The following is a 26,957-nucleotide window of genomic DNA, read 5'->3' on the forward strand; positions in this document are numbered from 1 at the left end:
CTCATTTTTTGCTGCCCCAAATCGTTTCATTGTTATTGCCAATTGCTGAAAAAGTCACAACGATCTCAGCATTTGCTGCTTCATTATTTTGTTTGGTCAAAATACCTGTATAGGTTACTCCATTAATGACGAAATCAATACCAGATCTTGCTGTAGTTTGCTTCCAAGTTCCGTTAACAGCACCTTTTATTTTTCCATCAACAGTTAATTGAATCGTCTTTGTTGGTAAAACAGTCGTACCGTTATCTGTTCCATGTTGAATAAACTGATAAGTTCCAGCAATTTCAGACGAAGCAACCGTTCTAGATTCACCTTTACGATATTCGTAAGGTGTAGCAACTGGCCAACCAGCTTCATTCATATACATCGTATGAATCCTCACTTCATGATTTTCCATTCCTGTATTGAATCTAGTATGAAACGCTAAATACCATTGACCATTTTGACTGATGATCGCTGAATTATGCCCTTGAGCTTTATAGGCAGTCTGCATTTGTTCAAACTGATAATTCCCCATCACTTTTACACCATAATCACTATTGATCGAGTCTTTATCAAATAGTGGCGTATTTCCCTTTGCATCAACATATGGGCCATCAGGATTTTTAGAACGGAACAAGCGCATATTGTAGCCGCCGTCGGCAAATAACCCGCCGTAGGTTTCAAACAAATAATAATACCCCACTGAGCGATCATATACGATGAAAGGACCTTCACCAGATTGATGATACCCACCTGCTAATTTCACGCCAAAATAACGATCGATCGGTTGACCAGATGTTTTAACAGAATCTTTGCCAGGGTAAATCGGGTTGCCTGTTTTTTGATCGATCTCTAACAGAAATATACCACCTGACCAAGAGCCATATGTCATCCATAATTTACCGCTTTGATCATGAAAAAGAGCTGGATCGATCGCATTTGGCGCATAGTCAGTATTATAAGTTAGGCCATTATCCTTGCGCCAATTTTGACTAAATCCAGAGACTTTACCGTTTTTAATTAACTGGCTGACGTTGGTATTTTGATAATTGGTATTTCGAGTACTGCCATCGGTGGAATCTTTTTCAGTAAACCCGGAATAAACAATCGTATTGCCATAAGCGTATGGTCCTTCGATTGTTTTAGAAACAGCATATCCTATACACGAACGACGCCATGTTGAAGACGTCGAATAATAGTACATATAAGCACCTTTTTCACCATTCGACCATTCATATTTCTCGTTCCAAATCACATCCGGTGCCCAAATTGCATAACCGCCTTTTGAATTTCCATCGTCATAACCAGCCCAATTGAATGACTCTTTCAAATTTTCTTTTAAATTTCTTAACATTAGATTATTGCTAGGATTTTCATACTCAGTTGTAAAAGGAACGTTCCAAGTTTGAAAATCAGTTGTTTTTGCTTGAGCTAAATGACTACCAAAAATATAAAATGTTTCCTTACCATCTTTGATAACAGAAGTAATTGATGGATCGTGGACAGATACTCTATTAGCTGGATGCGTTTGCCACTCTTGTGCTTTTGCTTCACTCACGTTCCAACCTCCTAAAACAAACCCGCTCAATACAGAAAAAAGAACACCGATCATCCATTTTTTCATTTCATTTCCTTCTTTCATTTTTAGTCAATACCTGGTTTTTCACTATTATTCGCTTACTCGTATAAAATTCGTGTCTGTTTGTTGCATTATCATACGAATTGCTTTGTTTTTTGAACAATACAAAACACTTGCAACTAAATAGAAAACAAGTCCAATCAAGTCAAACGATAACAATTGAATCCCTGTCACGAACCATAACCAAATCATCACCTTTCTATCAATCTGATTCGCTTTTAAGCTTTTAACCACGAAAAGATTAATGATCCCCACTCCTAACGTAAATAGCCCAAAGATCATTATGACTTTGGTAATAGAATCTACCATCGTACTATTTACATAGTTCAACTGACGATTTTTTTCTAAAGCTTCGATTCCTGTTTTTTTAAACCAAGAAGAATAACCAAGAATCGTGAAACTAGCTGTAACAATATTCCAAATTCCACCACAGTACAATAAGATTTTCTCTGTATTTCTTTTCATTCAAGCTGTCACCTAGCCCTTCACACCTGCATTTAAATTCATAGACTGTACAAAATACTTTTGAGCAAATAAAAACAGGAGCATCGTCGGAATAATCGCTAAAAATGCTGAACCCATCAATTGCCCGATCATGCGATAATTCCCATAAATATCCTGTAATAGCAGTAATCCTGCGGTAATCGGCATTTTTTCAACATCACTATAAACAATTACCGGCCATAAAAAATCATTCCAAGAACCCGTGAAAGAAAAGAGCCCTGTCACAATCAATACAGGTTTGATCATCGGCAAAATGATACGAGAATAAATCGTAAATTCACCTGCTCCATCAACCCGTGCAGACTCATCAAATTCTTTTGGAATCCCTTTCATGAATTGTCGAACTAAAAAAATATTTCCCATTCCAGCAAGACCAGGAATAATCATCGCTAAAGGCGAATTGACCCAACCAAACGTCTCGATGATTTTATAAGAAGGAATCAGATTCACAACCCCTGGAAACATTGAGATTCCTAGTAGCAAAAAGAATAGCTGATCTCGATATTTAAATCGCAGCCTAGAATATCCGTAAGCAGTCAAGGAGACAACCATCACCACTAAAATCGTATGGCTGACAGCAATAAAAAGTGAATTGACTAACCATTGTAGAATCGGTGCGGTGGATGTATTTTCTAAAATCGCTATGTAGTTATCAACGATCCAATCCACTGGCAATAAACGAAAACCAGAAGAAACTACCTCGCTTTGAGAACGAAACGACGTCATCAACCCAAAAATGATCGGTACGATCCAGATCACACAAAGAACGCTTAAAAATATATAGGCAAGCCATTTGCTAATTGCTCCATTTTTTTTCATTCCTTGTTCCTCCTAATCCGTATTTTTGTTCATGACATAATATTGGAAACCAGAAATAACTAAAATAATCAGTCCTAAAAGTACAGCCATCGCAGAAGCCATACCAGCAATCGATTCCCCATGTCCAAATGCAAGCGTTCGAATATACATCATCAAGACATGCGTGCTTTGTTTCGGACCGCCTTTTGTCATCATCAACGGTTGCGCAAATACATTAAAACAGCCAGCTGTCGTCATCACTAACGTATAAATCAACGGAAATTTTATCGAAGGCAAGGTAATATTCAAAAATTTTCGAAAAGAACTAGCACCATCGATCTCAGCAGATTCATACAAATCTGGAGAAATCCCGGCAATTGCCGCTCGATAAATAATCATATTTCCCCCAATCCCGCCCCATAAACTAACAATAATAACCAAAAACCACGCAAAAGGTTGCTGAGACGCCCACGAAATATTCAAACCAAATAAATTATTCGCAATTCCCAACTTAGAATGAAACATCAACGACCAAATCAACGCTGCTGCTGAAATCGAAACAAGTCCAGGGATATACAGAATCCCTTGAAACACGCTTTTAAAACGAATTTTTTTATTTTCTAAAGCTACAGAAATCAGTAAAGGAATGACGATTAACAAGGGGACCATCAAAACAACATACAGCAACGTATTTTTCAGTCCATTTGTAAATTGAAAATGGAAGGTCGATGAACGATCGAATAGAAGTGTTTTGTAGTTATCTAACCCAACCCACTGCGGTTCTCCAATCAAATTCCATTTTGTAAATGACGCATAAATACCGTAAACTGTTGGCAGACAAATAAAAACAATAAACAATAACAAATGTGGCCCTATATATAAGATTGGCTTTAGATTTGCCTTTTTCTTCATAGTAAAAATACTCCTTTCTTGGAGAAAAGATCAAAAAGCAACTCTTAAAAAATATTAATCTATCAAGAGCTGCTTTTTTCTACATAGTTTGGCACAAGTTTTTAATCAGTCTATTTATTGTTTACTTTTATCCGCCGTTGTCTCCTTCTGCGATTTTATCTTCTACAAATTTCTGCATAGTCGCCAAGCCTTCTTCAATACTAGTATCGCCATAAATAATATCCAACCCATACGTATCAAGCGCCTCTTGGATATAAGGATAATACTCATACGTGAAAATATGCAGCGAATCTAATTCTTTTTCATTTGAAGTAAAGTAAGATTGTTTATAATCCTTAAACTCCGGGCTCTCAACTACTTCTTTACTCGCTACGATTTGTCCCGCTTTAGCCCATTCAATCGAATTCTCACGAACATATTCTAAAAATTCTGCGATGCCTTTTTCTTTTTCATCTGTTCTCGCTTCATTTTTAAGCATAGAAAACATATGAGAGGATGCCCGATTTGTAAATTTGTCAGGTGAATAGGCATAGATATTGGTTACACCATAATTTAAACCATCCACTTCATCATGGGCCGTCGATGTCCAAGTCCCATCAGTTGAAAACAATACATTCCCTGATTGAAACATTAAGTATCCATCTTCTCCGTTCGGTGTCATAAGTCCAGCTTCTACAATTTTTTTGATTGATTCAAGTGCTTGTTTCATTTCAGGAGTATTCACTGCTGGTTGGCCATCTTTTTGAATATCACCATTTAAATTAATCACTTCGGCTAAAATTACCCAAGAAAGCAAGGCATTATTTACTAGATAATCCCCTTCGTCTAGCTTGCCTTTTAAGGACATCATTTCATCAAAGGTTACGACATCGTCATCTAAAAAATGTTCGACACCATATTTTTTTAATAGATCTTTGTTATAATACATCGCACTCGAGTGGATATCTAAAGGCACAGTGTATTGAACATTTTCTACTTCTCCAGCAGACCAAGCTTGAGGTAGGTAGTTAGACTCTTTGATTTCCTTTTTGTCTTTTAGGACTTTAGTCATTGGCTCTAACATATCCGCTTTAACAAAACCAGGTACACGATCTGCATGAATCAATGTTAAATCTGGAACATCTTTTTTTGAATTCAATACGGTATAAATTTTTGTGTACATATCCGATGTGACCACTGACTTCACAGGAAATTCTGGCTCTGTTTTATTATAAGCTTTGACCATATTATCCATATAAGCCCCGTCGTCCCCTGTTAAAGGGTTCCAAAAAACGATTGTATTCGGGTCTTCTTTTTTTCCGCAACCAGATAGCAATAAGCTAGCTGATAACGTGATAATGCTTAAACGAATCCATTTTTTTAAATTCATCTTAATCCCTCCCTTTTTATAATTCACAACGAATCATATTCCATGAAAGTGGCGCAAGTTCGATCGATAGACCTCCATCGGTTACTTCATAACGGTCAGAGTATTTTGGTTTGACCCGTTCTTTGTCAGCTGTATTGGTTTCTTTGATGTCAAAATCTGTCATCTCTGTAAACTCAATGATTTTCTTAATCGCAAAATCTGTTGTTTCAACGGAGAAATTCATCGTTTCTTTGCCTCTGTTTACAGCAAAGATAATGACTTCATTTTTTTCTTTATTTAAAACTGCAATCGTTTCTAAATATGGTACAGCATCAAAGTCTTTCGTTTTATATGTTGGTGCATCAATAATTGGAGTCAAAACAGTTCCGCGTCCATAATTCGATACATGCATAAATGGATAAAAAATGGTTTGTCGCCATGCTTTTCCTTCAGCTTCTGTCATGATTGGTGCAATAACATTGACTAATTGAGCAAGACAGGCAATTTTTACTCGATCAGAATGCTTTAACAATGTAATAAGTAAACAACCTAATAATAACGCATCTTCAAAATTATAATGATCTTCTAATAAGGGCGGCGCTACTTGCCAAGGTTTTACTTGTTCATCGTGCTCATTCGAGTGATACCAAATGTTCCACTCGTCAAACGATAGATTAATTTGCTTTTTGCTATGCTTTTTCGCTTTTACTGAATCACATATGGCAACAACACCTTGAATAAATTCCTCCATATCCAGTGAACGAGCAAGATAATTTTCCAAATCATCATCTGGATTACCGTAATATTGGTGGAGTGACAAGTAGTCGATTTGGTCATATGCATGATCCAGAACAGTTAATTCCCAGTCACCAAAAGTCGGCATGTGACTACTGGAACTGCCACACAAAACAAGCTCTATCGAGTCGTCTACCAATTTCATTGCTTTTCCAGCTTCTTCAGCCAAACGTCCATACTCATCAGCTGTTTTGTGCCCAATTTGCCATGGTCCATCCATTTCATTACCTAAGCACCACGTCTTGATTCCAAAAGGTTTCTCTTGTCCATGTTGTTTACGCTGTTCACTCCAATAGGTACCGCCTTCAAAATTACAATATTCTACAAGATTTCTTGCCTCATCGATCCCTCTTGTTCCCAGATTAACAGCCATATTGATTTGGGAATCAATTAATTCAATCCAGTTAGCAAATTCATGCATCCCTACTTCATTTGTTTCTAAAGAACGCCAAGCTAAATCTAGTCTTTTAGGCCGCTGTTCTTTCGGTCCAACACCATCTTCCCAGTTATAACCAGAAAGAAAGTTTCCTCCTGGATAACGAATCAAAGGAATATTCAACTCTTTCACTAATTCGATGACATCCTGACGAAATCCCTGTTCATTTGCACTTGGATGTCCGGGCTGATAGATTCCTTCATAAACTGCCCTTCCCATATGTTCAATAAAAGAACCATAGATACGTGGATCAATTTCAGAAATCTCAAATCTCTTCGAAATTATTAATTTGCTTTCCATTTAATCACCTCACTATTTATTTACAAACAAATAATAATCCATTTTGAAATCGCTGTCAACAATATTATTGTTAATCACAACTATAAATAACACTTTATAAATTAATAAATATATTAATAATAAGTAATGATAAGTTTACCTGTTTACACGTATTAGCGTATATGTTAATATATATATAAATATATAATGGTGGTGGTTACTATGCAACTGGAGATTTCTGAAGAAGCATTACCCGTTTATGAAGCACTGGCTAGTTCTGTCCGTATCAGGATCATCAAACTACTCGCCAAACAAAAAATGAATATCAAAGAAATTGCACACGAGCTCGGATTAAGTAGTGCAATCGTCACTATGCATATAAAAAAACTAGAAGATGCGAATATCATCAAAACTGAAAAAATAGGCCAACAAAAGATTTCAAGCCTACGCGTCGATAATATTGAAATTCACTTTCCTGAAAAAATCTTTAATGCGTTTGATACATTAGAAACAACGATTCCTGTTGGTCATTATACGAATTACTCGGTTGAACCAACTTGTGGGCTAGCAACGGGGACTCATTTTATTGGAAAAGTGGACGAACCTAAATATTTTATGGATCCTAGCCGAATGGAAGCTCAAATTTTGTGGTTTACTAAAGGCTATTTAGAATATCAAACACCAAATTTTTTGACTTCAGATCAAAAATTAGAAATGATCGAACTTTCTATGGAGATTTCTTCTGAGTTTCCTTTTTCTAATGACAATTGGCCTTCTGATATCACTTTTTCTTTGAATGGTATTGAGCTCGGAACATGGACAAGTCCAGGTGACTTTGCGGACATACGGGGCAAGTATACTCCAGATTGGTATCCTGATAATCTTAATCAATATGGCTTGCTAAAAACGATTCGCATCATGAATCATGGTACCTATATGGAAGGTGAGCCGCTTTCCGCTGTGAAATTATCTGATATTGATGAACGAACAGATACTTGGCAATTACGCATTGAGGTCAAAAATGATGCTGAAAATATTGGAGGTTGCACATTATTTGGTAAAGATTTTGGAAATTATAATCAAGATATCAAAGTAAAAATGTACTATAGTTAAGCATAAAAATCAGTCGATAAAAAAAGCAATCAGGACTTGGAAACGATCCTGATTGCTTTTTTTATGAATTTTCCAGTTCTTTTTTAGCTAATGCTAAACACCCAATCGTTCCTGGATCATCCTCTAACTTAGGTGTCACAAGATAATCTTTTAATGGTGGTGTTTTCACGTAACCGTTGATCAGCTTTTCAAATTCACGATGGACTTTAACTAACATGTGGCGTTGCTTCATTACTCCCCCACCAAAAATTATTACATCTGGCGCAAGCATTAACGTGGTATTATAAGCTGCTTGTGCAATATAATATGCTTCGATATCCCAAATTAAATCTTCTTCTGATAGATCCTGCCCTTTTTTTCCAGCTCTTTTTTCAATCGCAGGACCTGCTGCCATACCTTCTAAGCAATCGCTATGAAATGGACAACTCCCCTTAAATTTGTCATCTGAATGTCTTTTTACGATCATATGACCCATTTCTGGATGACTGAACCCTTCAATAAAATGACCATCTTGGATAGCACCAGCACCAACACCTGTGCCAATCGTATAATAAACACAGCTGGAAGAACCCTTGCCATTTCCAGAAACATATTCTCCGTAAGCTGCAGCATTTACATCTGTTGTAAATGCGATAGGAAGATCAAATTCTTTTTTCATCGCCCCAACAAAATCATAATCCTGCCAAGCTAATTTAGGTGTCGAGGTAATATGTCCATAAGTTGGTGAACCTTTATGGATATCGATTGGTCCAAAAGAGCCAATGCCAATCGCTTTTAAGTTGTATTTTTTGAAAAAACCAATCACTAGAGCCATTGTTTCTTCTGGCGTAGTGGTGGGAAAACTAACTCTTTCAATAATTTTTAACTCGTCATTTCCGACGCCACACACAAATTTTGTACCGCCAGCTTCAATGCTACCTAATAATTTTTCCGTCATTCATACCACTCCCGCATGATTATTTTTGATCAATTGATTTTGTAAATTGTTCGACTTTGATAAATTGTCTCTGGATATAAAATAATATCGCCAAATCCATCGAATTCAACAGCTCCTGGACTGACTTGCGTTTCTAATGTTAGTCCACCATGATTGACTAATTTCTCCCCTCGAACCTCTGGACCCATTTCTCCAAATTGTGCTGTGAAAATAACCACTGCCGGTCGATCAGTATACATCTCAACAGAAAGATCTTTTTTGGGTGCAGTAATAATTGCTTGGGGCTGATCAAAACCCGTACGATTTAATATAAATGGATGATCCAAACCATTGACCAAGTTATTTTGCTCAGAACGTGTCTCAAATACTTGATTCATACTCTTTGATTCTTTAAAATCAAAAGGTGTCTCATCAACTGAGCGTAATTCACCTGTAACAGTTGTATCACTGTCGACTACTGCAAATCGGTCAGCATCTACAAATAATTCATGCTCACCAACTGATTGTGTGACATCCCCTGTCAAATTAAAATAAACATGATTTGTTGGGTTATATAACGTTGGTTGATCTGTTTCAGCTTGATAGTCAACGATCCATTCATTTTCGTTTGTTAAGGAGTAGATTACACGAGCTTTTAATTCTCCTGGAAAACCATGTTCTCCATCAGGACTCATATAAGAAAATATAACAGAAACTTGATTACTTTTTTCTTCTATTTCCGCTTTCCAGATTTTTGCCTCAAAACTTTCCGGCCCTCCATGCAAGGTATGACCATTTTCAGGAGATACTGGTAATTGGTACTTGTGATTATCAATTGAAAATGAACCGTCTTTGATTCTTCCAGCAACACGACCAATCGTTGCGCCAAAATACATGTCTTTAGACAGATATTCCTCGGCAGTGTCAAATCCCAATACAATATTCCGCTTTTCTCCGTTAACTGGCACGATCAAATCAACGATTCTAGCTCCTAGGTTCGTGACATTCATTGTCAACCCATTGTCGTTCGTAAGCGAATACAAAATAGCATTTTCTCCAAATTTTTGATTACTGATTTTCAATACTTTCATCTCTCTTCCGTTTGAAATCAATTGTTCAATTGAGTAAGCTAACACTATTTTATCATTTTTTGCAGCATTTTTTTCTCTAAACTTCAATTTAGGCTACTTTTGTTTATATTTACAATTTTTTTGTCAAGTTGCACTTAACAAAAACGAGGTATTCCGTTTTTTCTAAACAGAATACCTCTATAATTCTTTTAATTTTTTTTCAGGTTTCGAGTAATTAGTTTTTCAAGTTCTACTACTACAAACACAACAAGCCCTGAAAGTAATGCTAATTTGATATATGGCCAACCTATAGCTGCTGTCCCTAATGCTAGGTGCATGATCGGCGTGTAAGTCAACAATGCTTGTAAAATAATTAAAACGAGCAGAGATAACCATAATACTTTATTTGAGAGGATACTTTTATTGATCGAAAACTTATAAATTTCCCGACAATTGATCATATAAAAAACTTGACCAAACACGATGGTTGTTATCAATGTCGTTTGCATAACAGCTTCAGAAGCATTGCGCCCTTCTAAAAATCCATTAACTAAAAAACCTAAGGCTGCTAATAAGAGTGACACATAGACGATACGGAAAACAGCATATCGATCTAAAATATTTTCCTTAGGATTACGAGGTGGTTTATCCATTCCATTTTTTGCTAACGGTTCAAACCCTAAAGCAAATGACAATGTAATTGTCGTCACCATATTCAGCCACAAAATTTGTACAGAAGTTAAAGGTAACGGTCTATCTAACAATAAGGAAACTACCACTAATAACCCTTGTGCAAATGCCGTTGGTAAAGAAAAATAAATTGTTTTTTTCAAGTTTTCGTAAACTCGTCTACCTTCTTTGATCGCTAAGGTGATAGTAGCAAAATTATCATCTGCCAAAACCATATCCGCTGCGTCTTTAGTCACTTCAGTTCCTTTGATTCCCATAGCAATACCAATATCCGCTTGTTTAAGAGCTGGTGCATCATTGACACCATCCCCAGTCATTCCGACGATTTGCCCATTTTTTTGGATTGCATGAACTAAGCGCAGTTTATGCTCTGGTGTCGTTCTAGCATAAACATCATTTGTTAAGACCACTTTCGTCAATTCATCATCACTTAGTTGTTCAATATCTTTTCCTACCAATGCATTTGCATAATTCTCAAGCCCAATTTCTTTGGCAATCGCTACCGCAGTATCCTTATGATCCCCAGTAATCATTTTTACTGAAACACCTGCTTTGCGACTGATACGAACTGCTTCAATTGCTTCTTTTTTTGGCGGATCGATAATTCCAAATAAACCTGCAAGTACCATCCCATTTTGCAAATCTTCATGCGCAAGTGTTGTCTGTTCTTTCGTTACTTCTTTAAATGCAGCAGCTAAAATCCTTTGACCTTTAGTTGCTTGTTGGCTGATTTTTTGTTGCCAATAAGATTCATTAAACCTTTCTGATTTTTCATCTGAAAGTTGATATTCAACCATATTTAATAATACATCTGGTGCCCCTTTTAAATAAATATAACGCTTATCTTGAATTTCGACTAATGTCGCCATGTATTTATAAGATGAATCAAAAGGAATCTTGCTGATATCATGTTCTTCTTCCACAAGAGCTGTATGATTTGCCCAATCAAGTAACGCACCTTCTGTAGGATTTCCGATCACTTCTCGTACACCATTTTTATATGTGATTTTTGTATCATTACAATACAAAGCAATTTCCGCCATTTTTCTTAAATTTTCATCTATTTCGACTTGGCGAATAGAATCTGATTCTGCATTATTTGTTGTTGTATCGATTGTTTCTTTTGACGTGACTAGTGCTACAACTTCCATCTCATTTTTTGTTAGAGTTCCTGTTTTATCCGAGCAAATCACGCCCATACTCCCCAACGTTTCAACAGCTGGCATTTTCTTGATAATAGCATGCTGACGTGCCATTCGTGTTACCCCGACGGACAAAATAATGGACAAAACAGCTGGCAATCCTTCTGGAACAGCCGAAACAGCTAAAGCAATCATAGAAGATAGTAATTCACTTGCAGACAATTCTCGGAAAAACAAACTAAACAAAACTAGAAAGATGATCAAGCCCATTAAAAACAGAAAAATTTGTTTATTTAATTGTTTTATTTTTTTGATCAAAGGTGTTTCATTACTTCCCACACTTTTCAAATGCTGATTGATCTTACCAATCTCGGTTTGATCCCCGATTTGTACAACGATCCCAATACCTGCGCCACTATTGACCAATGTACCAGAATACGCCATATTTGTATGATCGCCCAGATCCGCTTCTTCATCAAGTTTAAGCGTACTTTTCTCAACAGGCGTTGATTCACCAGTTAAAATGGCTTCATCGATTACTAAATTGTAAGCTTCGAGCACTCTAAGGTCTGCTGGAACAATATCTCCTGGACTTAAATAGACAATATCTCCTGGAACTAAAGATTCTGCTTTAACAGTTTCTTTTTCACCATCTACTAAAACGACTGCATCTGAGCTCATCATTGATGAAAGACTTTCCAAAGAATCTGTCGCTTTTGCTTCTTGAACATAGCCAATAACTGCATTTATGATCACCACAAACAATATAATTGCCATATCAACAAAATCACCACTGATGCCTTTTAATACAGCCGATACAAGCAGCACATAAATCAATAAATCGTGAAAATGATGAAAAAACTTTTGTAATTTACTTGCTTCTTTTTCTTTTGAAAGAGTGTTACTGCCTTCTTCTTGTTTCTCTTTTCTTTGCGTTCTATCGAGCCCATTTGAACCAGACTGTAATGCTGTTAGCACTTGTTCTGGTGTCATTTTATACCATATCATAACGACTCCTCCTCAATAGTTAGCTCATACTTTATTAAAGTGTACAAAACTAAAAGAATAATTCATAATAAAAAGCTTCTTAACTTAACTTTTTTTAAAAGAACAAAAAATAAGACGCAACTCATAAATGAGCTGCGTCTTATAACCATTGCTGTTTGAATTAAGCTTCTGGGTTGGCGTTGGCATCTTTGATACCATACTTTTTGTTGAAACGGTCCACACGTCCGTCTGCTTGTGTAAATTTTTGACGTCCAGTGTAAAATGGATGAGAGTCAGATGTAACTTCGACACGAATCACAGGATAAGTGTTTCCGTCTTCCCATTCAACTGTTTCGTCAGAGTGCTTAGTAGAACCTGACAAGAATTTAAAACCAGTTGTTGAGTCCATAAAAATAACTGGGTGATATTCTGGATGGATATCTTGTTTCATAGTCTTTTCGCTCCTTTGCCCTGATCCATTTGCTGTATCAGAGTTTATTTGTCGGTATACAACAGTACTATAATAGCATGATTCGTTTATCGATGCAATTATCTTTTAATATTTTTTTTCGCTTGTTTGCCAAAAGAGACATCGTGGAATTCTTCAAAGAATTTCTGATTGTTTTTCGTTTTACGCAAAAATTTAACGAATTGTTCTGTATACTCTAAAGAATCCCCTGTCATATGATTACGCAACTTCCATGTTTCTTCTAGTTGTTCGCTTGACATTAATAAGTCTTCTTTGCGAGTACCTGATTTCTTGATATCGATTGCAGGGAAAATACGACGATCTGCCAAATCACGAGATAAGTGTAGTTCCATATTCCCAGTTCCTTTGAATTCTTCAAAGATAACATCGTCCATTCGACTACCTGTATCTACTAAAGCCGTGGCAAGAATCGTCAAACTGCCGCCCTCTTCAATATTTCGAGCAGCACCAAAGAAACGTTTTGGCTTATAAAATGCTGCAGGATCGATCCCACCACTCAATGTCCGTCCACTTGCTGGAATCACTAGGTTATAAGCACGAGCTAAACGTGTAATACTATCCATTAAAATAACGACATCGCGCTTATCTTCAACTAAACGCATCGCGCGTTCTAAGACTAATTCAGAAACACGTGTATGATTTTGAGGCTGTTGATCGAATGTTGAAGAAACGACATCGCCTTTAACACTTCGTTCTAAATCGGTAACTTCTTCTGGTCGTTCATCGATCAAGAGCAAAATCAATTCCACATCTGGATAGTTTTCTGAGATTCCATTAGCAATTTCTTTTAATACACTTGTCTTCCCTGCTTTAGGAGGGGCAACGATTAAGCCTCGTTGACCAAAACCAACAGGAGAAAAGATATCGATCATGCGTGTTGACATTCTACCAGGAGTTATTTCTAATTTGATTTGTTTTTCGGGGTAAAGCGGTGTTAATGCTGGAAAATGGGGACGTTCTTTTGCTTCTTCTGGATCTTTCCCGTTGACACTTTCAACATGCATCAAACCGTAATAACGTTCTGACTCTTTAGGAGGGCGCGCTTTTCCAGCAACTTTATCGCCGTTTCTTAAGCCAAATCGACGGATTTGTGAAGAAGAGATATAAATATCTTCAGCGCTAGGTCCATAATTGATTGGACGTAAAAAACCATAACCGTCTTGAGAAACAATATCTAAAATTCCTTCCATGAAGAAAAAGCCTTGTTTCTCTGCTTGTGCTCTGATAACAGCTAAAGATAACTCTTTTTTATTCATTTGACTATAATAAGGGATCTTGAACTCTTTAGCATAAGAATAAATATCCTTTAGTGTACTATTTTCAAGCTCCGCCATTGTTAAATAGTCACTCATTTAGCCACCTCGATTTCTTCTTCGGTCTCAATCATTTGGATATCAGCACCAAGTGCCGTTAATTTTTCAATAATGTGGTCATAACCACGTAAAATGTATTCTACGTTATAAATTGTTGTGGTACCTGTTGCCATCAACCCTGCTATCACTAAACAAGCACCTGCTCGAAGATCTGATGCTACAACTTCGGCACCATGTAACTGCGTAGGTCCATTGATTACGATCATATTGCCTTCAATCGAAGCGTCTGCACCCATTCGCACTAATTCTGGAATATGTTTAGTCCGTTGTGCGTAGATACTATCAATAACCTCACCTGTCCCTTTGGCTTTTAACATCAAAGGTGTAATCGGTTGTTGCAAATCAGTCGCAAAGCCTGGGTATGGATATGTTTTAACAGTGGTCATTTTTAAATCATGAGAAGGATGAACTTCGATCATATCTTCTTCGATCGTCATTTTCACGCCCATCTCTTGTAATTTGGCAATGAAGCTTTCTAGGTGTTCATAAATCACATTACGAACTTTCACTCCTTCACCCATCGCAGCAGCTAAAGCCAGATATGTCCCTGCTTCGATTCGATCAGGAATGATTGAATGACGGCAACCATGTAATTTTTCAACGCCTTCGATTCTAATAATATCCGTTCCTGCACCACGAATATTTGCGCCCATATTATTTAATAGCGTGGCAACATCGATGATTTCTGGTTCACGAGCAGCATTTTCAATAATTGTTTTGCCCTCTGCTTTAACAGCGGCTAACATCACATTGATCGTCGCCCCAATCGAAACCATATCCATAAATATTCTCGTTCCGTGAAGACCATCTTCAGTTCTTAAATACATTGCACCATGTTCATTGGTTACTTTAGCACCAAGCGCTTCAAAACCTTTGATATGAAGATCGATAGGACGAGGACCTAAATAACAGCCCCCAGGGAGTCCAACGACACCTTCTCCAAACTTCCCTAATAATGAACCCATAAAATAGTAGGATGCGCGCAAGCTATTTATTTTGCCTTTAGGCATTGGAACAGAAACAATTTCTGTTGGATCTATGACTAGTGTATTGTCAGTAAAGGTTGTTTTAGCACCCATGATTTCTAAAATTTCAATTAATGAATGGACATCTTGAATATCAGGGACACCATCTAAAGTTACTGGTGAATCCGCTAAAATAGCTGCTGGAATCAGTGCAACTGCACTATTTTTAGCCCCGCTGATCGATACTTCTCCTGTTAATGGACGATTGCCATTGATTACGATTTTTTTCATTTATTATTCTCACCTATCTATGTAAAACAAATAGTTTTATTTTTTTTTTATAATATACCCAAACTATTCTAACACATTAAAGAGCAATAAAAAAGCCAACAGCCATTCCCTTTCGCTATTTTTCGTCATTTAGTTGATTTTTGCTCAGTTTTAAACAAAATTTTTGTACAATGGCTCTTTTTAAAAATAAAAAAACTGAGACTACAGCAAATCTGTAATCTCAGTTTTTACTTGATATAAAAATCAATTATGCTTTGTTAGCAGAACCGAACCATTCGATACGTTGTTCAACTAATTCAGTAACAGCTTTTGTTCCTGGTGCTAATAATTTACGAGGGTCAAAACCTTTACCTTCAAGATCTTTACCTTCTTCAATGTATTTACGAGTTGCTGCTGCAAATACTTCTTGACACTCAGTATTAACGTTGATTTTAGAAACACCCATAGAGATTGCTTTTTGAACTTGCTCTAAAGGAATACCTGAACCACCGTGTAATACTAATGGAATGTCACCAACAGCGTCAGCAATTTCTTGTAAGTGGTCAAATGCTAAACCAGTCCAGTTTTCTGGGTATGAACCGTGGATGTTACCGATTCCGCATGCTAGGTAATCAATACCTGTAGCAACCATTTGTACACATTCTTGTACGTCAGCTAACTCGCCAGAACCGATGATTCCGTCTTCTTCGCCGCCGATTGAACCAACTTCACATTCTACAGAAACGCCTTTAGCGTGTGCTTTGGCAACAACATCTTTTGCTTTTTCGATGTTTTCTTCAAATGGTAAGTGAGATCCGTCAAACATAACTGAAGTATAACCAATTTCGATACATTCTAATGCATCTTCATATTCACCGTGATCTAAGTGAAGAGCAACTGGTACAGTAATGCCCATTGAATCGATCAAGTCTTTAACTAAATCGTAGCATACTTGGTATCCGCCCATGTATTTAGCCGCACCCATAGAAGTTTGGATCAAAACTGGCGCTTTTTTAGCTTCTGCAGCTTCAAGAATCGCTTTTGTCCATTCTAGGTTGTTTGTGTTGAATCCTCCGACACCGTAGCCGCCTTTGCGTGCTGCTTTAAGAAATTCAGTTCCTGATACTAATGGCATAATAAAATTCCTCCTAAGTTTTAAAAAAACTTTATTTGTTAAGGCTATCCTTAACCAACAGTTATATTTTAGCAGACTTTTTAGTACTTTTCTACTAAAATTGCCTTTTTCAGAAAACTTTTGTCCAGACTTTCACAAAACTGTAGACACTTGCTGCTTTTTGTCCAAAAAAAGAGCGAAACAGTACTAGATACTGGCTTCACTCTACTAAACATTATAATGATAAACGAATCAAAACAACCAAAATAGTTATGATGCTGATAAATCCCATTAAGCTAAACGCTGTCCATTTCATTTGCTTTGACAACTCAGCTTTTTCCTTCCCAACTAATAAACTACGATAAAAAAATAAACAAAATAGAAATCCAGGAATATTCAATGTCAATAATTGCTGAACCATATTGAATTTCAAATAGAAACCTAACAAAGAATTTCGATATTCGCACAAATCACCAACGATGTATAAGCCAAAGAGCTGAAAAATCATTAACAAAACGACAATGCTTGTTAACGCCAAACTCGGAATACTCGTAAAAATAGTAATAAGTGAAATCTGTTTAACTGTTGCTAAAATCAAACTATAGCAGCCAAACAGCAACGGAACAGCCAACCAATAACCAAACAATATTCGCTTTATTTTAACTGGATGCAAAAATAGTGTCATTAAATGCCCTCCTCAAATTCTTTATTTAAATAAGTAACATATTTTCGATAAATCAAGTCCATCAATACACTTAATCCTACTAGTGATTGTGCTATATGCTCTTTTCCAGAAACTGTAAATGGTGTTGAGTAATAAAAGTATGCATATTGAGCATGTTCTGCAAAAAAATTATGTGAAAAAGCTGTAATTGCTGCAATAGGAATTTTTCGAGCATTTAAAGATAGGATATTTTCTTTGACATCATCCGTTTCTCCACTTAAAGATACAAATAAAACGATATCTTCTTTTGTGATCATTGACATGCTGATATCCAATTCTGTTTTTACTGGAATTATAATGGAGCGTTTGTCGCAAACCATCAGCATTTTGGAAAACTCTTCGATTACTTTTCTTTGTGAGTAGCCAGTCGCATAGCAGTAAACAGTATTGGCTTGTTGGAGCGCTTTACTCAATGACGTAAAATCTGTTTGTTGTGCCAATTTGACTGTATTTTCAATATCTTTTGTTTGTAGACAGATTAAATCTGTTCCTGTTGTTCCAATGTTGTTTTGCTTAGATTGTCGCATAAAGTACTTAAATTCTGAATAACCAGAAAAACCCAACTTTTTAGTTAAACGTAAAATAGAGGATTTTGAGCTGTGGACTTTTTCACCCAACTCAACGATACTTAGACGCATACTCTCTTGTTCATTTTCTAAAATGTAGCCCAGAATCGCCCAGTCCATTTCACTTAATTGTTTTTGGTGTTTGTGCATCAATGTTTCTAAATTCATATTCGATCCCTCTTTTCCTTAGTTTTACTCCCTTAGTATAAAGGATGAAAAATCAAAACGATACTAAGGGAATTTTCTAAGGAAAACGACACTGAATCATGCCTATGACAGCTTAGGCCAAAACTCTTTATTAGCTTCTACTAAATCATCTAGAATTTCTTGTGCGATCCGAGCATTTGGAACAATTCTTGACAACATTAGTGCTTGCCATAATTTTTGGTATGAACCTTCTGTCCACGCTTCAACTACCAATTTTTCAACAGCAACTTGTTGTTCCATCAGTCCTTTTTGGAAACGAGGGATTTTCCCTTGAACAATGGGTTCTGGTCCGTTACTGCCAACAATACAAGGAACTTCCACCATTGCCGTTTCATCAAAATTGACTATAGCTCCTTGATTTTCAACGATCAACAACATTCTTTCGTGCGTATTATAGGCGATAGCTCTGGCTAGATCTACAATATAAGATGCATGCTCATCCACTTCTAAGGTTGTTCCTTCAGCTGTCCCAGCTTGGGTAATGCGATTGCATTCACCAAAAACATGTTTTTCACGGCCAGCCATCACTTCATTAGCCCTTGTATATTCTGGATTGGCATGTGCTACTTCGTCTTGGGGATAGAAATAATACTTTAAATACGTATTTGGCAATGTAGTCGGGTCAACGGCATAGACTTCTTTAGCCTTAGCAAAAGTATGCATCCAACTGGCATCGGTATGTTGAGATTCTTCTACTTCTTCTTTCAATGAATAGCCATACTCTTTTACATGTTCTTTGATTTTCGGCATTAGATCATTGCCCTTTTTATCTCGAATATCAGTCCACCAACCAAAGTGATTCAACCCATAATAGCGAACAACCATCTCTTTTCTTGAAGTTAAACCGATTGATTTCGCCATTCTTTCTTCAATCCCAACTGGCATGTCACAAATGTTGATGATTTTACTTTCAGGTCGTAACTTTCGAGTTGCTTCAGCTACAATTGCAGCTGGATTAGAATAGTTTAGCATCCAAGCTTCTGGTGAGTATTTTTCCATATAATCGATCAATTCCAACACGCCGCCAATCGAGCGCATCCCATAAGCTATTCCGCCAGGTCCACAAGTTTCTTGACCGATAACACCATATTTTAAAGGGATTTTCTCATCTTTTTCTCGCATTGCATAAAGCCCGACACGAATATGAGCCATCACAAAGTCAACATCTGTAAAAGCTGTTTTTGGATCTGTTGTTGCGAGGAATTCAATTTCTGGCGCTTGTTCTTTAATAATGATTTCACAGGCATCCGCAATTTGTTTTTGCCTCTGCGGATTATTATCATAAAATTTGATTTGTCTAATTGGTAATTTTTCTAGGTTATCTAATAACATCAAAACGATTCCCGGGGTAAACGTACTTCCTCCCCCTGCAATTACGATTGAAAATTTCTTCATTTCTTCCAGCTCCTTGTCTTCTATTCGTTTGGTTGTGTTTCATTTCCTAACGCTAATAAGTTTTCAAATTGCTCCCTCACCTGAGGAACATCTAAACCGACGATCACTTGAAATGCTGTACCGCTTCTAACTACACCATGAGCTCCGCCTTCTTTAAAGACACTATCAGGTAAAACTATGCCTTCATCCTTCACAGTGATCCTCAAGCGAGTGGCGCAATTATTCACCTTTTCAATGTTATCACTACCGCCAAAAGCTTCTAGATAAATAGCAGCTTGTTCTGTATACTGATTCGCACCAGCAATAGCAACATCACCCAAAGTTCCTGCTTTTTTCGCTTCTTTGTACTCTTTTTTACTATATAATTTAACTTCTTGCTCTTCTTCTCTTCCAGGCGTAGCAAAATTAAATTTCAAAATCAATGCCCGAAAAACGATAAAATAAATCAAGGTAAATGATAGACCTATCAGCAATTGGGTAAAAATCATCCCTTTATGATTAGCAAACAACGGAATCCAGTTCTTCGCTAATAAATCGATAAACCCGCCTCCCATATCTCCAACTACGCCGAAGAAAAACATCGTTGCAGCCATTGTTGCAGCTAACACAGCATGTAAAACAAATAACGGGGGTGCTACAAACAGGAAGGTAAATTCTAATGGTTCCGTTATACCAGCCAACACAGCTGTTAAGGTCACAGGGATCAAAATCGCTAATACTTTTTTCCGCTTATCAGGTTTCGCTGTGAAGTAAAAGGCTGCTGCAATTCCTGGTGAGGCAAAGATTTTCGAATTACCATGTAACGCAAAACCGCCTTGTGGGAATAATTGTTTGATTGGTGTTGTGGTTTGCGCATATTCATTCAAGTGAGCCATCCAGTATTTGGTAATACCATTTTCAACAACAGCTGGACCAAAGACAAACGGCGTATAAATGAAATGATGTAGTCCTGTAGGAATCAAAATTCTTTCTAAAAAAGTATACAACCAAACGCCAAAAGTTCCCGCACTTGCTAAGAAAGTCTGCATCGATCCGATTCCCATTTGAATTTTCGGCCAAATGAGACAAATTAGAAAAGCAATCGGCAACATTGCGAAAAATCCTAAAATCGCAATCAATGAAGAACCTTGAAAAATCCCTAAGAAATCCGGCAATTTGGTATCAAAGTAACGATTATGCAACCAAACTACGATTGCCGAAATAAAAATCGCTCCAATAATTCCAGTATCTAAGGTTTTGATACCAGCAATCATTTTCATACCGCTCTCCCCGCCAACTTCTTGGGCAAAATCAACACCAAAGAATGAACCAAAATAGGCCAACATGCTGCTAATAAAATAATTACACGTCAGATAAATAACAAATGCTTCCATTGCTGCTCGAGCATTGGCTTTTTTAGCCAAACCAATCGGTAAACCGATAACAAATAATAATTCCATTTGATTGAATACCGTCCAAGCCCCACTTTCTAAAACAGACCAAATCCCATACCAAACGGTTCCTTCATTTGCAATACTTCCGACGATCATCGGATTTTTGAAAATGATCGCCAGCGCTACCATAATACCCGAAAAAGAAAATAATAATACCGGAGTAAACATTGCTCCTCCAAACCGCTGCACTTTTTCCATCACTAGTGAAACACCCTCCTTCTGTGTATTTGTTTTACACGTTATTTATACCACCCTGAGAATGCGCTTTCAATCCTTATCAAACCTTTTGGGAAGCTAGTTAGTAACAAGAGAAAAAGTGTCAACCAGTGGGAAAATTACCAAAAAAAAACAAAAATGATCACACAACAAAAAAAGTTTCATAAAACGTCTGACAAATACTAGACATCTTATGAAACTTGATATACGTTTACTTTCTCTTATGCTTTTTCAATTCAGGAAAACTTCCTGTACTTTTAAAAATCCGTTGTTCATCTTCATTGGCAAATCGGCCCAATACAGAGTGTGTAGGGATAATATTCATAAAGGCATTCTCATCTACGGCATAAACGATTTGCTCCAAATCATACAATTCATAGCGTGTGATCACCATCATGATCATTCGTCCTTCAACACCAGAATAACCTCCCATTGACGGAAGCAACGTCATTCCTCGAATCATCTGTTTTGAAATTGCTTGTGTCACAATTTCTGGTTGAACTGTTACGATCATCGCCGTTATCTTTTGATGGCTTGTATGAATCGTATCAACCACTTGGGTCATACAGTAAATTGAAATAATCGTATATAGGGCACTTTCCCAATCAAACACAAATCCTGCGATTGCCACAATGATACCATTTAACATAAACATATAATTGCCAACCGTTTTACCAGTTGTTTTCGATAACACCAATGAAATAACATCCATTCCACCAGTAGTAAATCCCATTTTAAGTGACAATCCCGCACCGATTCCAATCAATACACCACCAGCGATTGCATTCATCAAAGGATTGGTTGTAATGACATCGATCGGAATCAAAATCGTCGTTAAGGAAACCCAAGCTACATTTAAAAAGCTGTAAATCGTTGATTCTTTCCCAAGCTTCATAAAGCCTAAAACAAAAATCGGAATATTTAGTAACAAAATAAAAAGACCCGTATCTATCGTGATCCCTAGATGTGTATGCAATAACGTTGCGATAATTTGCGCAACTCCATTCATTCCAGCAGAAAAAACTTTTGCAGGAATCAAAAAAAAGTTCAAGCTGATTGCTACTAAAATTCCGGTAACAAAAATCACAGCAAACTTTTTCAATGTCTCACTTTTTTTATATGAAATAACCCACTTACTCATCCAAAACCTCCCAATCTTCTGAAAAGCTATAGCTATTCTTTCCAGACTTATGCTTTAATTTCTAACATAAGATCCCACGCATTAGAATAACAGGTTGCTCAATAAAAGAAAAGAAAAAAAGATGAAAATGAGGATTATTTTATTCTTGCGAACGTCTCCTTTAGTCCGCCTATAGCTCTTGACTTACCTCTCTTGTCAAAAATGCTTTTTATACTTGTTTCTTCCCCATTTAATGGTACTATAAAAGTAAGAAATAATGAGAGGAGATACGCAAATGGCGGCAAAAGAAGCAAGTTTTGATGTAACATCAGAAATGAATATGGAAGAAGTCAAAAACTCGATCCAAATCGCAATGAAAGAAATCAAAAATCGTTTTGACTTTAAAGGATCGATCGCAGATATAAAGTTAGAAAACAATAAATTAGTTGTGGTCGCAGAAGATGATTATAAAATCGAGCAAGTAAAAGACGTCTTGTTCAGTAAGTTAGTCAAACGCGCAGTACCTATCAAAAATATTCACTTTTCAACAAGTGAAAAAGCTCTTGGAGGAGCCTCACGTCAATACGGTGATTTGATTAGCGGAATCGACAAAGACAATGCTAAAAAGATCAATGTTGCAATCAAAAATTCTGGTATTAAAGTCAAATCACAGATTCAAGAAGATCAAATCAGAGTCACTGGCAAAAGTCGAGATGACTTGCAAAAAGTAATTGCTTTGCTTAGAAATTTAGACTTACCTGTAGAGTTGCAATTTACAAATTTCCGTTAATACAAAAGCATAATGAGCCGAAAGAAACTTTTTTCCTAGCTTATTATGCTTTTTATTTTCGTTTATTCACTCAAAAAATCAGACAATGACTGAGCGTTTTTTCCACTATTCAGACCAACGATCAATCGAATTCGCGCTTTTGGTCCATTTAGTCCTCTAGAAAAAATGATTCCCATTTTCTTTAAGTTAACGCCACCACCCTCGTAATCATAAATATCTTCGGCGATTCCATTGGAGCAGCGGGAAACTAAAACAATCGGAATTTTTCTAGCTAAAAGCCTCTTTAGCGCAGGCAATGTTTCAGGTGGAAGATTACCTGCACCTAAAGCCTCTATCACAATACCATCTGTTTGATCATTATCTACTAGATCAAACAAACTTCCATCCATGCCAGCATAAGCTTTGATCACGTAGACTTCTCCACTGACATTTTGAATATCACAAACTTCTTGCGGGCGCACTTCACTAGCGAAAAAAGTACGCTCCTTAGAAACCATACCGATAGGACCAAATGTCGGTGTGCGAAATGTCGCAACATTTGTCGTATGAGTTTTTGTCACATAGCGCGCTGTGTGAATTTCATCATTCATCACAACAAGCACACCTCTCCCATATGATTCATCTGAACTGGCTGTCCAAACTGCACTGATGAAATTGTATAAGCCATCTGTCCCAATTTCATTACTTGAACGCATAGCTCCAGTTAATACAACAGGAATTTTATGTTCCAATGTAATATCTAAAAAATAAGCCGTTTCTTCTAATGTATCCGTTCCATGAGTGATCACCACACCATCGATTTTTTCAGTATATGCTTTTTGGATGCGTTGTTTCAGCTCTAACATTCTTTCTAAAGTCATATGAGGAGACGGAATATTAAAAATCGGCTCTACAACTAAATTGACTTTTCCTGCTAACAATTCTTCTTGGTTAAGTAATGGATTCGTATGATTCGTCGTCACATTACCATCTGCTTCTCTTGACATCGATATTGTGCCGCCTGTATGTAATACTAAGATTGTTTTCATTTTTAGTCTCCCTGTCATTCATTTATTTAGATAACTCTTCGCTCAAAAAAGAGCCGATAATTGCTGCTTCGGCTTTTTATAGTTTCTCAAATTAATTGTCCACTTGTTATTATAGTAACCCTTGTTTTAGTATAACAGCAAGTGACATTTTTTCCTATCATCAGTTGTTTAAGTCATTGCCAGAAATCGTGCATCAGCTGTTTTGTCCGCTCATGAGAAAAAGATGTTTGGACCTGATTCCAATGAGGCGGAAAGAGACGTTGAACAGGCAGTGTTGAAAACCGCTGATCCAAAAGTAATACGACTCCTTTATCATCAGTATCTCTGATAACTCGACCTGCCGCTTGCAAAACTTTATTCATCCCAGGTATCTGGTACGCAAATTGAAAGCCTTGATTTTTTTCCTGATCATAATATCCTTTGATCAGCTCTTGTTCATGATTGATTTGCGGCAGCCCCACTCCCACGATTGCCGTACCGATCAAGCGGCTTCCTTTTAAATCGATCCCTTCTGAAAAAATTCCTCCTAAAACACAAAAACCAACTAAAGTTTCTGTTGGGTCCAACTCAAAATCAGCTAAATATGCTTCCCGTTCTGCTTCATTCATCATACTTGCCTGAATTTTGGTTTTGACCTGAGGATTTTTTTCTTTGAATAGTTCATAAATGCTATCCATATAGGAATACGATGGAAAGAACACGAAGTAATTTCCCGTTTTTTGCTGGATCATATTCGTCAGACTATCTACAATCTTAACATGATTATCCGCGCGTTCTTTGTATGTAGTCTGAATGTACTTTTCGATTACTAATAACTGATTTTCTTTTGGAAAAGGACTTGGGATTCGATAACGCAAACTGTCTTCCCCACCACCTAAAATCTCTTGATAGTAATCTAGCGGTGTTAGACTTGCCGAAAATAAAATGCTGGCTTTCCCTTTATCTAGTTTTTGTTGTAATAAATAGTTTGGATCTATACAAAATTGTTTCACGATGATGTCATGATTTTGACAATTTACATACGTACAATAATGATCATCATATCCTTCGCTGATTTTAGTATAATTCAACAATTCAAAATAAACAGATAAGACTTGATTCAGCTCAATATGATCTTGATTTTCCGGAAGCCACTCTTTGATTTTTTCAACTAATGAATAGGCCACTTTAACTAGAGAATCAATTGGTCCATGTTGATGTAGAAATTCTTTTCCTTCTTCCTCACAGATCTGTTTGATTTTATCAAATTCTTTTTCGATTTTGCTAAGTGCCCGAACCAGTTTGGTTTGTTTTTTATCAAGTGTTTGTTTCAATGCGGATAGCTTATTTTTAGATAGCTCCGCTGAATACATTTCCCGTGAACGATTGACTAAGTTATGCACTTCATCTACCAAAAAAATATTCTCTTTGACTTCAGTCTGGTCCTCAAAAAAACGTCTTAAATAAACAACTGGATCAAATAAATAATTGTAATCACAGATCACTAAATCGCACCACAGACTAACATCTAACGATAATTCAAATGGACATAACGTATGCTTTCGTGCGTAAAATTCAATAACTTCACGGGTAAATTGATGTTCATTATTTAATAAATCCCAGAGCCCTTCATTTAAACGATCATAATAACCATTCGCAAAAGGACAAGCTTCTGGCGTACAATTGCGCTCACTCAAAAAACAAATCTTATCTTTAGCTGTTAGCGTCACACTTTTTAATTTCATATCCTTTTGTTTCATTGCTTCTACTGCATCTTCTGCCACTTGGCGCGTGATCGTTTTAGCAGTTAAATAAAAAACTCTTTCCGCTTGTTCCTCACCGATTGCCTTTAAAGTTGGAAATAAGGTTGAAATGGTCTTACCTGTTCCAGTCGGTGCTTCAACAAAAAGCTTTTGATCACTTAAAATTGTTTTATAAACTGCTACTGCTAATTCTCTTTGTCCTGCTCGGTAGTCTCCATAAGGAAAAGATAAATCCTGTAAAGACTGATTCCGAATTTTACGCCAATTTGCCTTAAAGATCAACCATTGTTCGTATTTTTTGGTCAAAGCATCAAAGAATTCTTCTAGTTCTTCTTTGCTAAATTCTTTTTCTTGGCGAGTAATATCGTCCGTTGTTGTTTGATAATAGGTCAACTGTAATGTAATTGACTCCAAGTCCTCTTGCTGACAATAAATATGTCCATAACACATCACTTGATACCAATACATGTCTATTTGTTCTTCTAACAAATCAGAAAATGCTGGTTCCGATGTTTTGATCTCGTCAATCACTGTCCGTTTTTTATCATCAATAAAAATACCGTCCGCTCGACCTTCAATTATGTATGCTTGATGATTCAATTCTATGTTAATGGCTAATTTAACTTCTTTTTGATAATTTTCACCAGCTTTCTTTTGAAGCTTCCGGTGAATCTTAGCACCTTCTAATGCGGTGTGTTCACTTGTATGCCGAGCATCGATACTGCCTCTGCGTAAAATAAACTCCACTAATCTGCGGACTGCGATTCTTTGCGTATTCTGCATGTTCAACTCCACCTATCCTGCTTTTATTATAGAACATACATTCGTAAAAGAAAAGAGGAGAGAACAATATACAACTACTTTGTCCTCTCCTTATAAAAACTCCTTGTTTTATTTAGTTAAAAGATCAACA

The 26,957-nt window shown here is 36.7% G+C and carries 22 protein-coding genes; 2 read left to right on the forward strand and 20 right to left on the reverse strand.

The window, feature by feature from the left end; all coding sequences use genetic code 11:
* Position 1: 1 nt before the first annotated feature.
* From A5821_RS05440 to A5821_RS05465, 6 genes are all read right to left on the reverse strand, one after another.
* Entirely contained in the window at positions 2-1,606 is a 1,605-nt protein-coding gene (locus A5821_RS05440) for a glycoside hydrolase family 43 protein (RefSeq protein ID WP_086313569.1), read from the reverse strand.
* A gap of 45 nt (positions 1,607-1,651) precedes the next feature.
* Complete coding sequence (locus A5821_RS05445) at positions 1,652-2,086, reverse strand: DUF4064 domain-containing protein (RefSeq protein ID WP_086313570.1); 435 nt, start codon at positions 2,084-2,086, stop codon at positions 1,652-1,654.
* Between the two features lie 12 nt (positions 2,087-2,098).
* The gene (locus A5821_RS05450) at positions 2,099-2,944 is read right to left on the reverse strand and encodes a carbohydrate ABC transporter permease (protein WP_069646566.1); all 846 of its coding nucleotides are present in this window, start codon (positions 2,942-2,944) and stop codon (positions 2,099-2,101) included.
* A gap of 12 nt (positions 2,945-2,956) precedes the next feature.
* The gene (locus tag A5821_RS05455) at positions 2,957-3,835 is read right to left on the reverse strand and encodes a carbohydrate ABC transporter permease (protein WP_069646567.1); all 879 of its coding nucleotides are present in this window, start codon (positions 3,833-3,835) and stop codon (positions 2,957-2,959) included.
* Between the two features lie 127 nt (positions 3,836-3,962).
* Positions 3,963-5,204, reverse strand: coding sequence for an extracellular solute-binding protein (locus tag A5821_RS05460; RefSeq protein WP_086313571.1), 1,242 nt, complete (start codon positions 5,202-5,204; stop codon positions 3,963-3,965).
* 16 nt (positions 5,205-5,220) lie between these two features.
* Positions 5,221-6,714, reverse strand: a complete 1,494-nt coding sequence (locus A5821_RS05465) for an alpha-N-arabinofuranosidase (RefSeq protein ID WP_086313572.1) — start codon at positions 6,712-6,714, stop codon at positions 5,221-5,223.
* A gap of 201 nt (positions 6,715-6,915) precedes the next feature.
* Here A5821_RS05465 and A5821_RS05470 point away from each other — a divergent pair, with 201 nt between their 5' ends.
* Positions 6,916-7,806, forward strand: a complete 891-nt coding sequence (locus A5821_RS05470) for an ArsR/SmtB family transcription factor (protein ID WP_069646570.1) — start codon at positions 6,916-6,918, stop codon at positions 7,804-7,806.
* A gap of 61 nt (positions 7,807-7,867) precedes the next feature.
* Here A5821_RS05470 and scrK read toward each other — a convergent pair whose 3' ends face one another.
* From scrK to A5821_RS05530, 12 genes are all read right to left on the reverse strand, one after another.
* The gene (gene scrK, locus A5821_RS05475) at positions 7,868-8,743 is read right to left on the reverse strand and encodes a fructokinase ScrK (protein ID WP_086313573.1); all 876 of its coding nucleotides are present in this window, start codon (positions 8,741-8,743) and stop codon (positions 7,868-7,870) included.
* Positions 8,744-8,772: 29 nt separating this feature from the next.
* Positions 8,773-9,813, reverse strand: a complete 1,041-nt coding sequence (locus A5821_RS05480) for an aldose epimerase family protein (protein WP_170923002.1) — start codon at positions 9,811-9,813, stop codon at positions 8,773-8,775.
* A gap of 188 nt (positions 9,814-10,001) precedes the next feature.
* Complete coding sequence (locus A5821_RS05485; protein WP_086313575.1) at positions 10,002-12,632, reverse strand: HAD-IC family P-type ATPase; 2,631 nt, start codon at positions 12,630-12,632, stop codon at positions 10,002-10,004.
* A 160-nt stretch (positions 12,633-12,792) separates the two neighbouring features.
* On the reverse strand, positions 12,793-13,062 hold the full coding sequence (locus A5821_RS05490) for a type B 50S ribosomal protein L31 (protein ID WP_025870994.1): 270 nt from the start codon (positions 13,060-13,062) through the stop codon (positions 12,793-12,795).
* 98 nt (positions 13,063-13,160) lie between these two features.
* A complete protein-coding gene (gene rho / locus A5821_RS05495) occupies positions 13,161-14,453 on the reverse strand; it encodes a transcription termination factor Rho (RefSeq protein WP_086313576.1) in 1,293 nt (430 codons plus the stop codon).
* The gene (locus A5821_RS05500; protein ID WP_086313577.1) at positions 14,450-15,730 is read right to left on the reverse strand and encodes a UDP-N-acetylglucosamine 1-carboxyvinyltransferase; all 1,281 of its coding nucleotides are present in this window, start codon (positions 15,728-15,730) and stop codon (positions 14,450-14,452) included. The genes rho and A5821_RS05500 overlap by 4 nt, the downstream gene beginning before the upstream one ends.
* 247 nt (positions 15,731-15,977) lie before the next feature.
* On the reverse strand, positions 15,978-16,844 hold the full coding sequence (locus A5821_RS05505) for a class II fructose-bisphosphate aldolase (protein ID WP_010764576.1): 867 nt from the start codon (positions 16,842-16,844) through the stop codon (positions 15,978-15,980).
* Positions 16,845-17,058: 214 nt separating this feature from the next.
* A complete protein-coding gene (locus tag A5821_RS05510; protein ID WP_086313578.1) occupies positions 17,059-17,508 on the reverse strand; it encodes a hypothetical protein in 450 nt (149 codons plus the stop codon).
* Complete coding sequence (locus A5821_RS05515; RefSeq protein ID WP_086313579.1) at positions 17,508-18,281, reverse strand: MurR/RpiR family transcriptional regulator; 774 nt, start codon at positions 18,279-18,281, stop codon at positions 17,508-17,510. The genes A5821_RS05510 and A5821_RS05515 overlap by 1 nt, the downstream gene beginning before the upstream one ends.
* 102 nt (positions 18,282-18,383) lie before the next feature.
* A complete protein-coding gene (locus tag A5821_RS05520; RefSeq protein WP_086313580.1) occupies positions 18,384-19,715 on the reverse strand; it encodes a 6-phospho-alpha-glucosidase in 1,332 nt (443 codons plus the stop codon).
* Positions 19,716-19,735: 20 nt separating this feature from the next.
* On the reverse strand, positions 19,736-21,349 hold the full coding sequence (locus tag A5821_RS05525) for an alpha-glucoside-specific PTS transporter subunit IIBC (protein WP_086313581.1): 1,614 nt from the start codon (positions 21,347-21,349) through the stop codon (positions 19,736-19,738).
* 226 nt (positions 21,350-21,575) lie between these two features.
* The gene (locus A5821_RS05530) at positions 21,576-22,505 is read right to left on the reverse strand and encodes a YitT family protein (protein ID WP_086313582.1); all 930 of its coding nucleotides are present in this window, start codon (positions 22,503-22,505) and stop codon (positions 21,576-21,578) included.
* 274 nt (positions 22,506-22,779) lie between these two features.
* Between A5821_RS05530 and A5821_RS05535 the strand changes: the two genes are divergently transcribed.
* Positions 22,780-23,274, forward strand: a complete 495-nt coding sequence (locus A5821_RS05535) for a YajQ family cyclic di-GMP-binding protein (protein WP_086313583.1) — start codon at positions 22,780-22,782, stop codon at positions 23,272-23,274.
* 62 nt (positions 23,275-23,336) lie between these two features.
* Here A5821_RS05535 and A5821_RS05540 read toward each other — a convergent pair whose 3' ends face one another.
* On the reverse strand, positions 23,337-24,302 hold the full coding sequence (locus A5821_RS05540) for an asparaginase (RefSeq protein ID WP_086313584.1): 966 nt from the start codon (positions 24,300-24,302) through the stop codon (positions 23,337-23,339).
* 173 nt (positions 24,303-24,475) lie between these two features.
* Positions 24,476-26,827, reverse strand: a complete 2,352-nt coding sequence (locus A5821_RS05545) for an ATP-dependent DNA helicase (RefSeq protein ID WP_086313585.1) — start codon at positions 26,825-26,827, stop codon at positions 24,476-24,478.
* Between the last annotated feature and the right edge of the window lie 130 nt (positions 26,828-26,957).

The organism is Enterococcus sp. 7F3_DIV0205 (assembly GCF_002141365.2).
GTDB classification, from domain to species: domain Bacteria; phylum Bacillota; class Bacilli; order Lactobacillales; family Enterococcaceae; genus Enterococcus_L; species Enterococcus_L palustris.

Bases quoted from the DNA above. Each gene is read 5' to 3' on its own strand.
- A5821_RS05465 (WP_086313572.1), bottom strand. From the start codon at position 6,714: ATGGAAAGCAAATTAATAATTTCGAAGAGATTTGAGATTTCTGAAATT.
- A5821_RS05505 (WP_010764576.1), bottom strand. From the start codon at position 16,844: ATGCCATTAGTATCAGGAACTGAATTTCTTAAAGCAGCACGCAAAGGC.
- scrK (WP_086313573.1), bottom strand. From the start codon at position 8,743: ATGACGGAAAAATTATTAGGTAGCATTGAAGCTGGCGGTACAAAATTT.
- A5821_RS05470 (WP_069646570.1), top strand. From the start codon at position 6,916: ATGCAACTGGAGATTTCTGAAGAAGCATTACCCGTTTATGAAGCACTG.
- A5821_RS05455 (WP_069646567.1), bottom strand. From the start codon at position 3,835: ATGAAGAAAAAGGCAAATCTAAAGCCAATCTTATATATAGGGCCACAT.
- A5821_RS05445 (WP_086313570.1), bottom strand. From the start codon at position 2,086: ATGAAAAGAAATACAGAGAAAATCTTATTGTACTGTGGTGGAATTTGG.
- A5821_RS05485 (WP_086313575.1), bottom strand. From the start codon at position 12,632: ATGATATGGTATAAAATGACACCAGAACAAGTGCTAACAGCATTACAG.
- A5821_RS05450 (WP_069646566.1), bottom strand. From the start codon at position 2,944: ATGAAAAAAAATGGAGCAATTAGCAAATGGCTTGCCTATATATTTTTA.
- rho (WP_086313576.1), bottom strand. From the start codon at position 14,453: ATGAGTGACTATTTAACAATGGCGGAGCTTGAAAATAGTACACTAAAG.
- A5821_RS05530 (WP_086313582.1), bottom strand. From the start codon at position 22,505: ATGAGTAAGTGGGTTATTTCATATAAAAAAAGTGAGACATTGAAAAAG.
- A5821_RS05545 (WP_086313585.1), bottom strand. From the start codon at position 26,827: ATGCAGAATACGCAAAGAATCGCAGTCCGCAGATTAGTGGAGTTTATT.
- A5821_RS05500 (WP_086313577.1), bottom strand. From the start codon at position 15,730: ATGAAAAAAATCGTAATCAATGGCAATCGTCCATTAACAGGAGAAGTA.
- A5821_RS05510 (WP_086313578.1), bottom strand. From the start codon at position 17,508: ATGACACTATTTTTGCATCCAGTTAAAATAAAGCGAATATTGTTTGGT.
- A5821_RS05440 (WP_086313569.1), bottom strand. From the start codon at position 1,606: ATGAAAAAATGGATGATCGGTGTTCTTTTTTCTGTATTGAGCGGGTTT.
- A5821_RS05515 (WP_086313579.1), bottom strand. From the start codon at position 18,281: ATGAATTTAGAAACATTGATGCACAAACACCAAAAACAATTAAGTGAA.
- A5821_RS05490 (WP_025870994.1), bottom strand. From the start codon at position 13,062: ATGAAACAAGATATCCATCCAGAATATCACCCAGTTATTTTTATGGAC.
- A5821_RS05540 (WP_086313584.1), bottom strand. From the start codon at position 24,302: ATGAAAACAATCTTAGTATTACATACAGGCGGCACAATATCGATGTCA.
- A5821_RS05535 (WP_086313583.1), top strand. From the start codon at position 22,780: ATGGCGGCAAAAGAAGCAAGTTTTGATGTAACATCAGAAATGAATATG.
- A5821_RS05480 (WP_170923002.1), bottom strand. From the start codon at position 9,813: ATGAAAGTATTGAAAATCAGTAATCAAAAATTTGGAGAAAATGCTATT.
- A5821_RS05460 (WP_086313571.1), bottom strand. From the start codon at position 5,204: ATGAATTTAAAAAAATGGATTCGTTTAAGCATTATCACGTTATCAGCT.
- A5821_RS05520 (WP_086313580.1), bottom strand. From the start codon at position 19,715: ATGAAGAAATTTTCAATCGTAATTGCAGGGGGAGGAAGTACGTTTACC.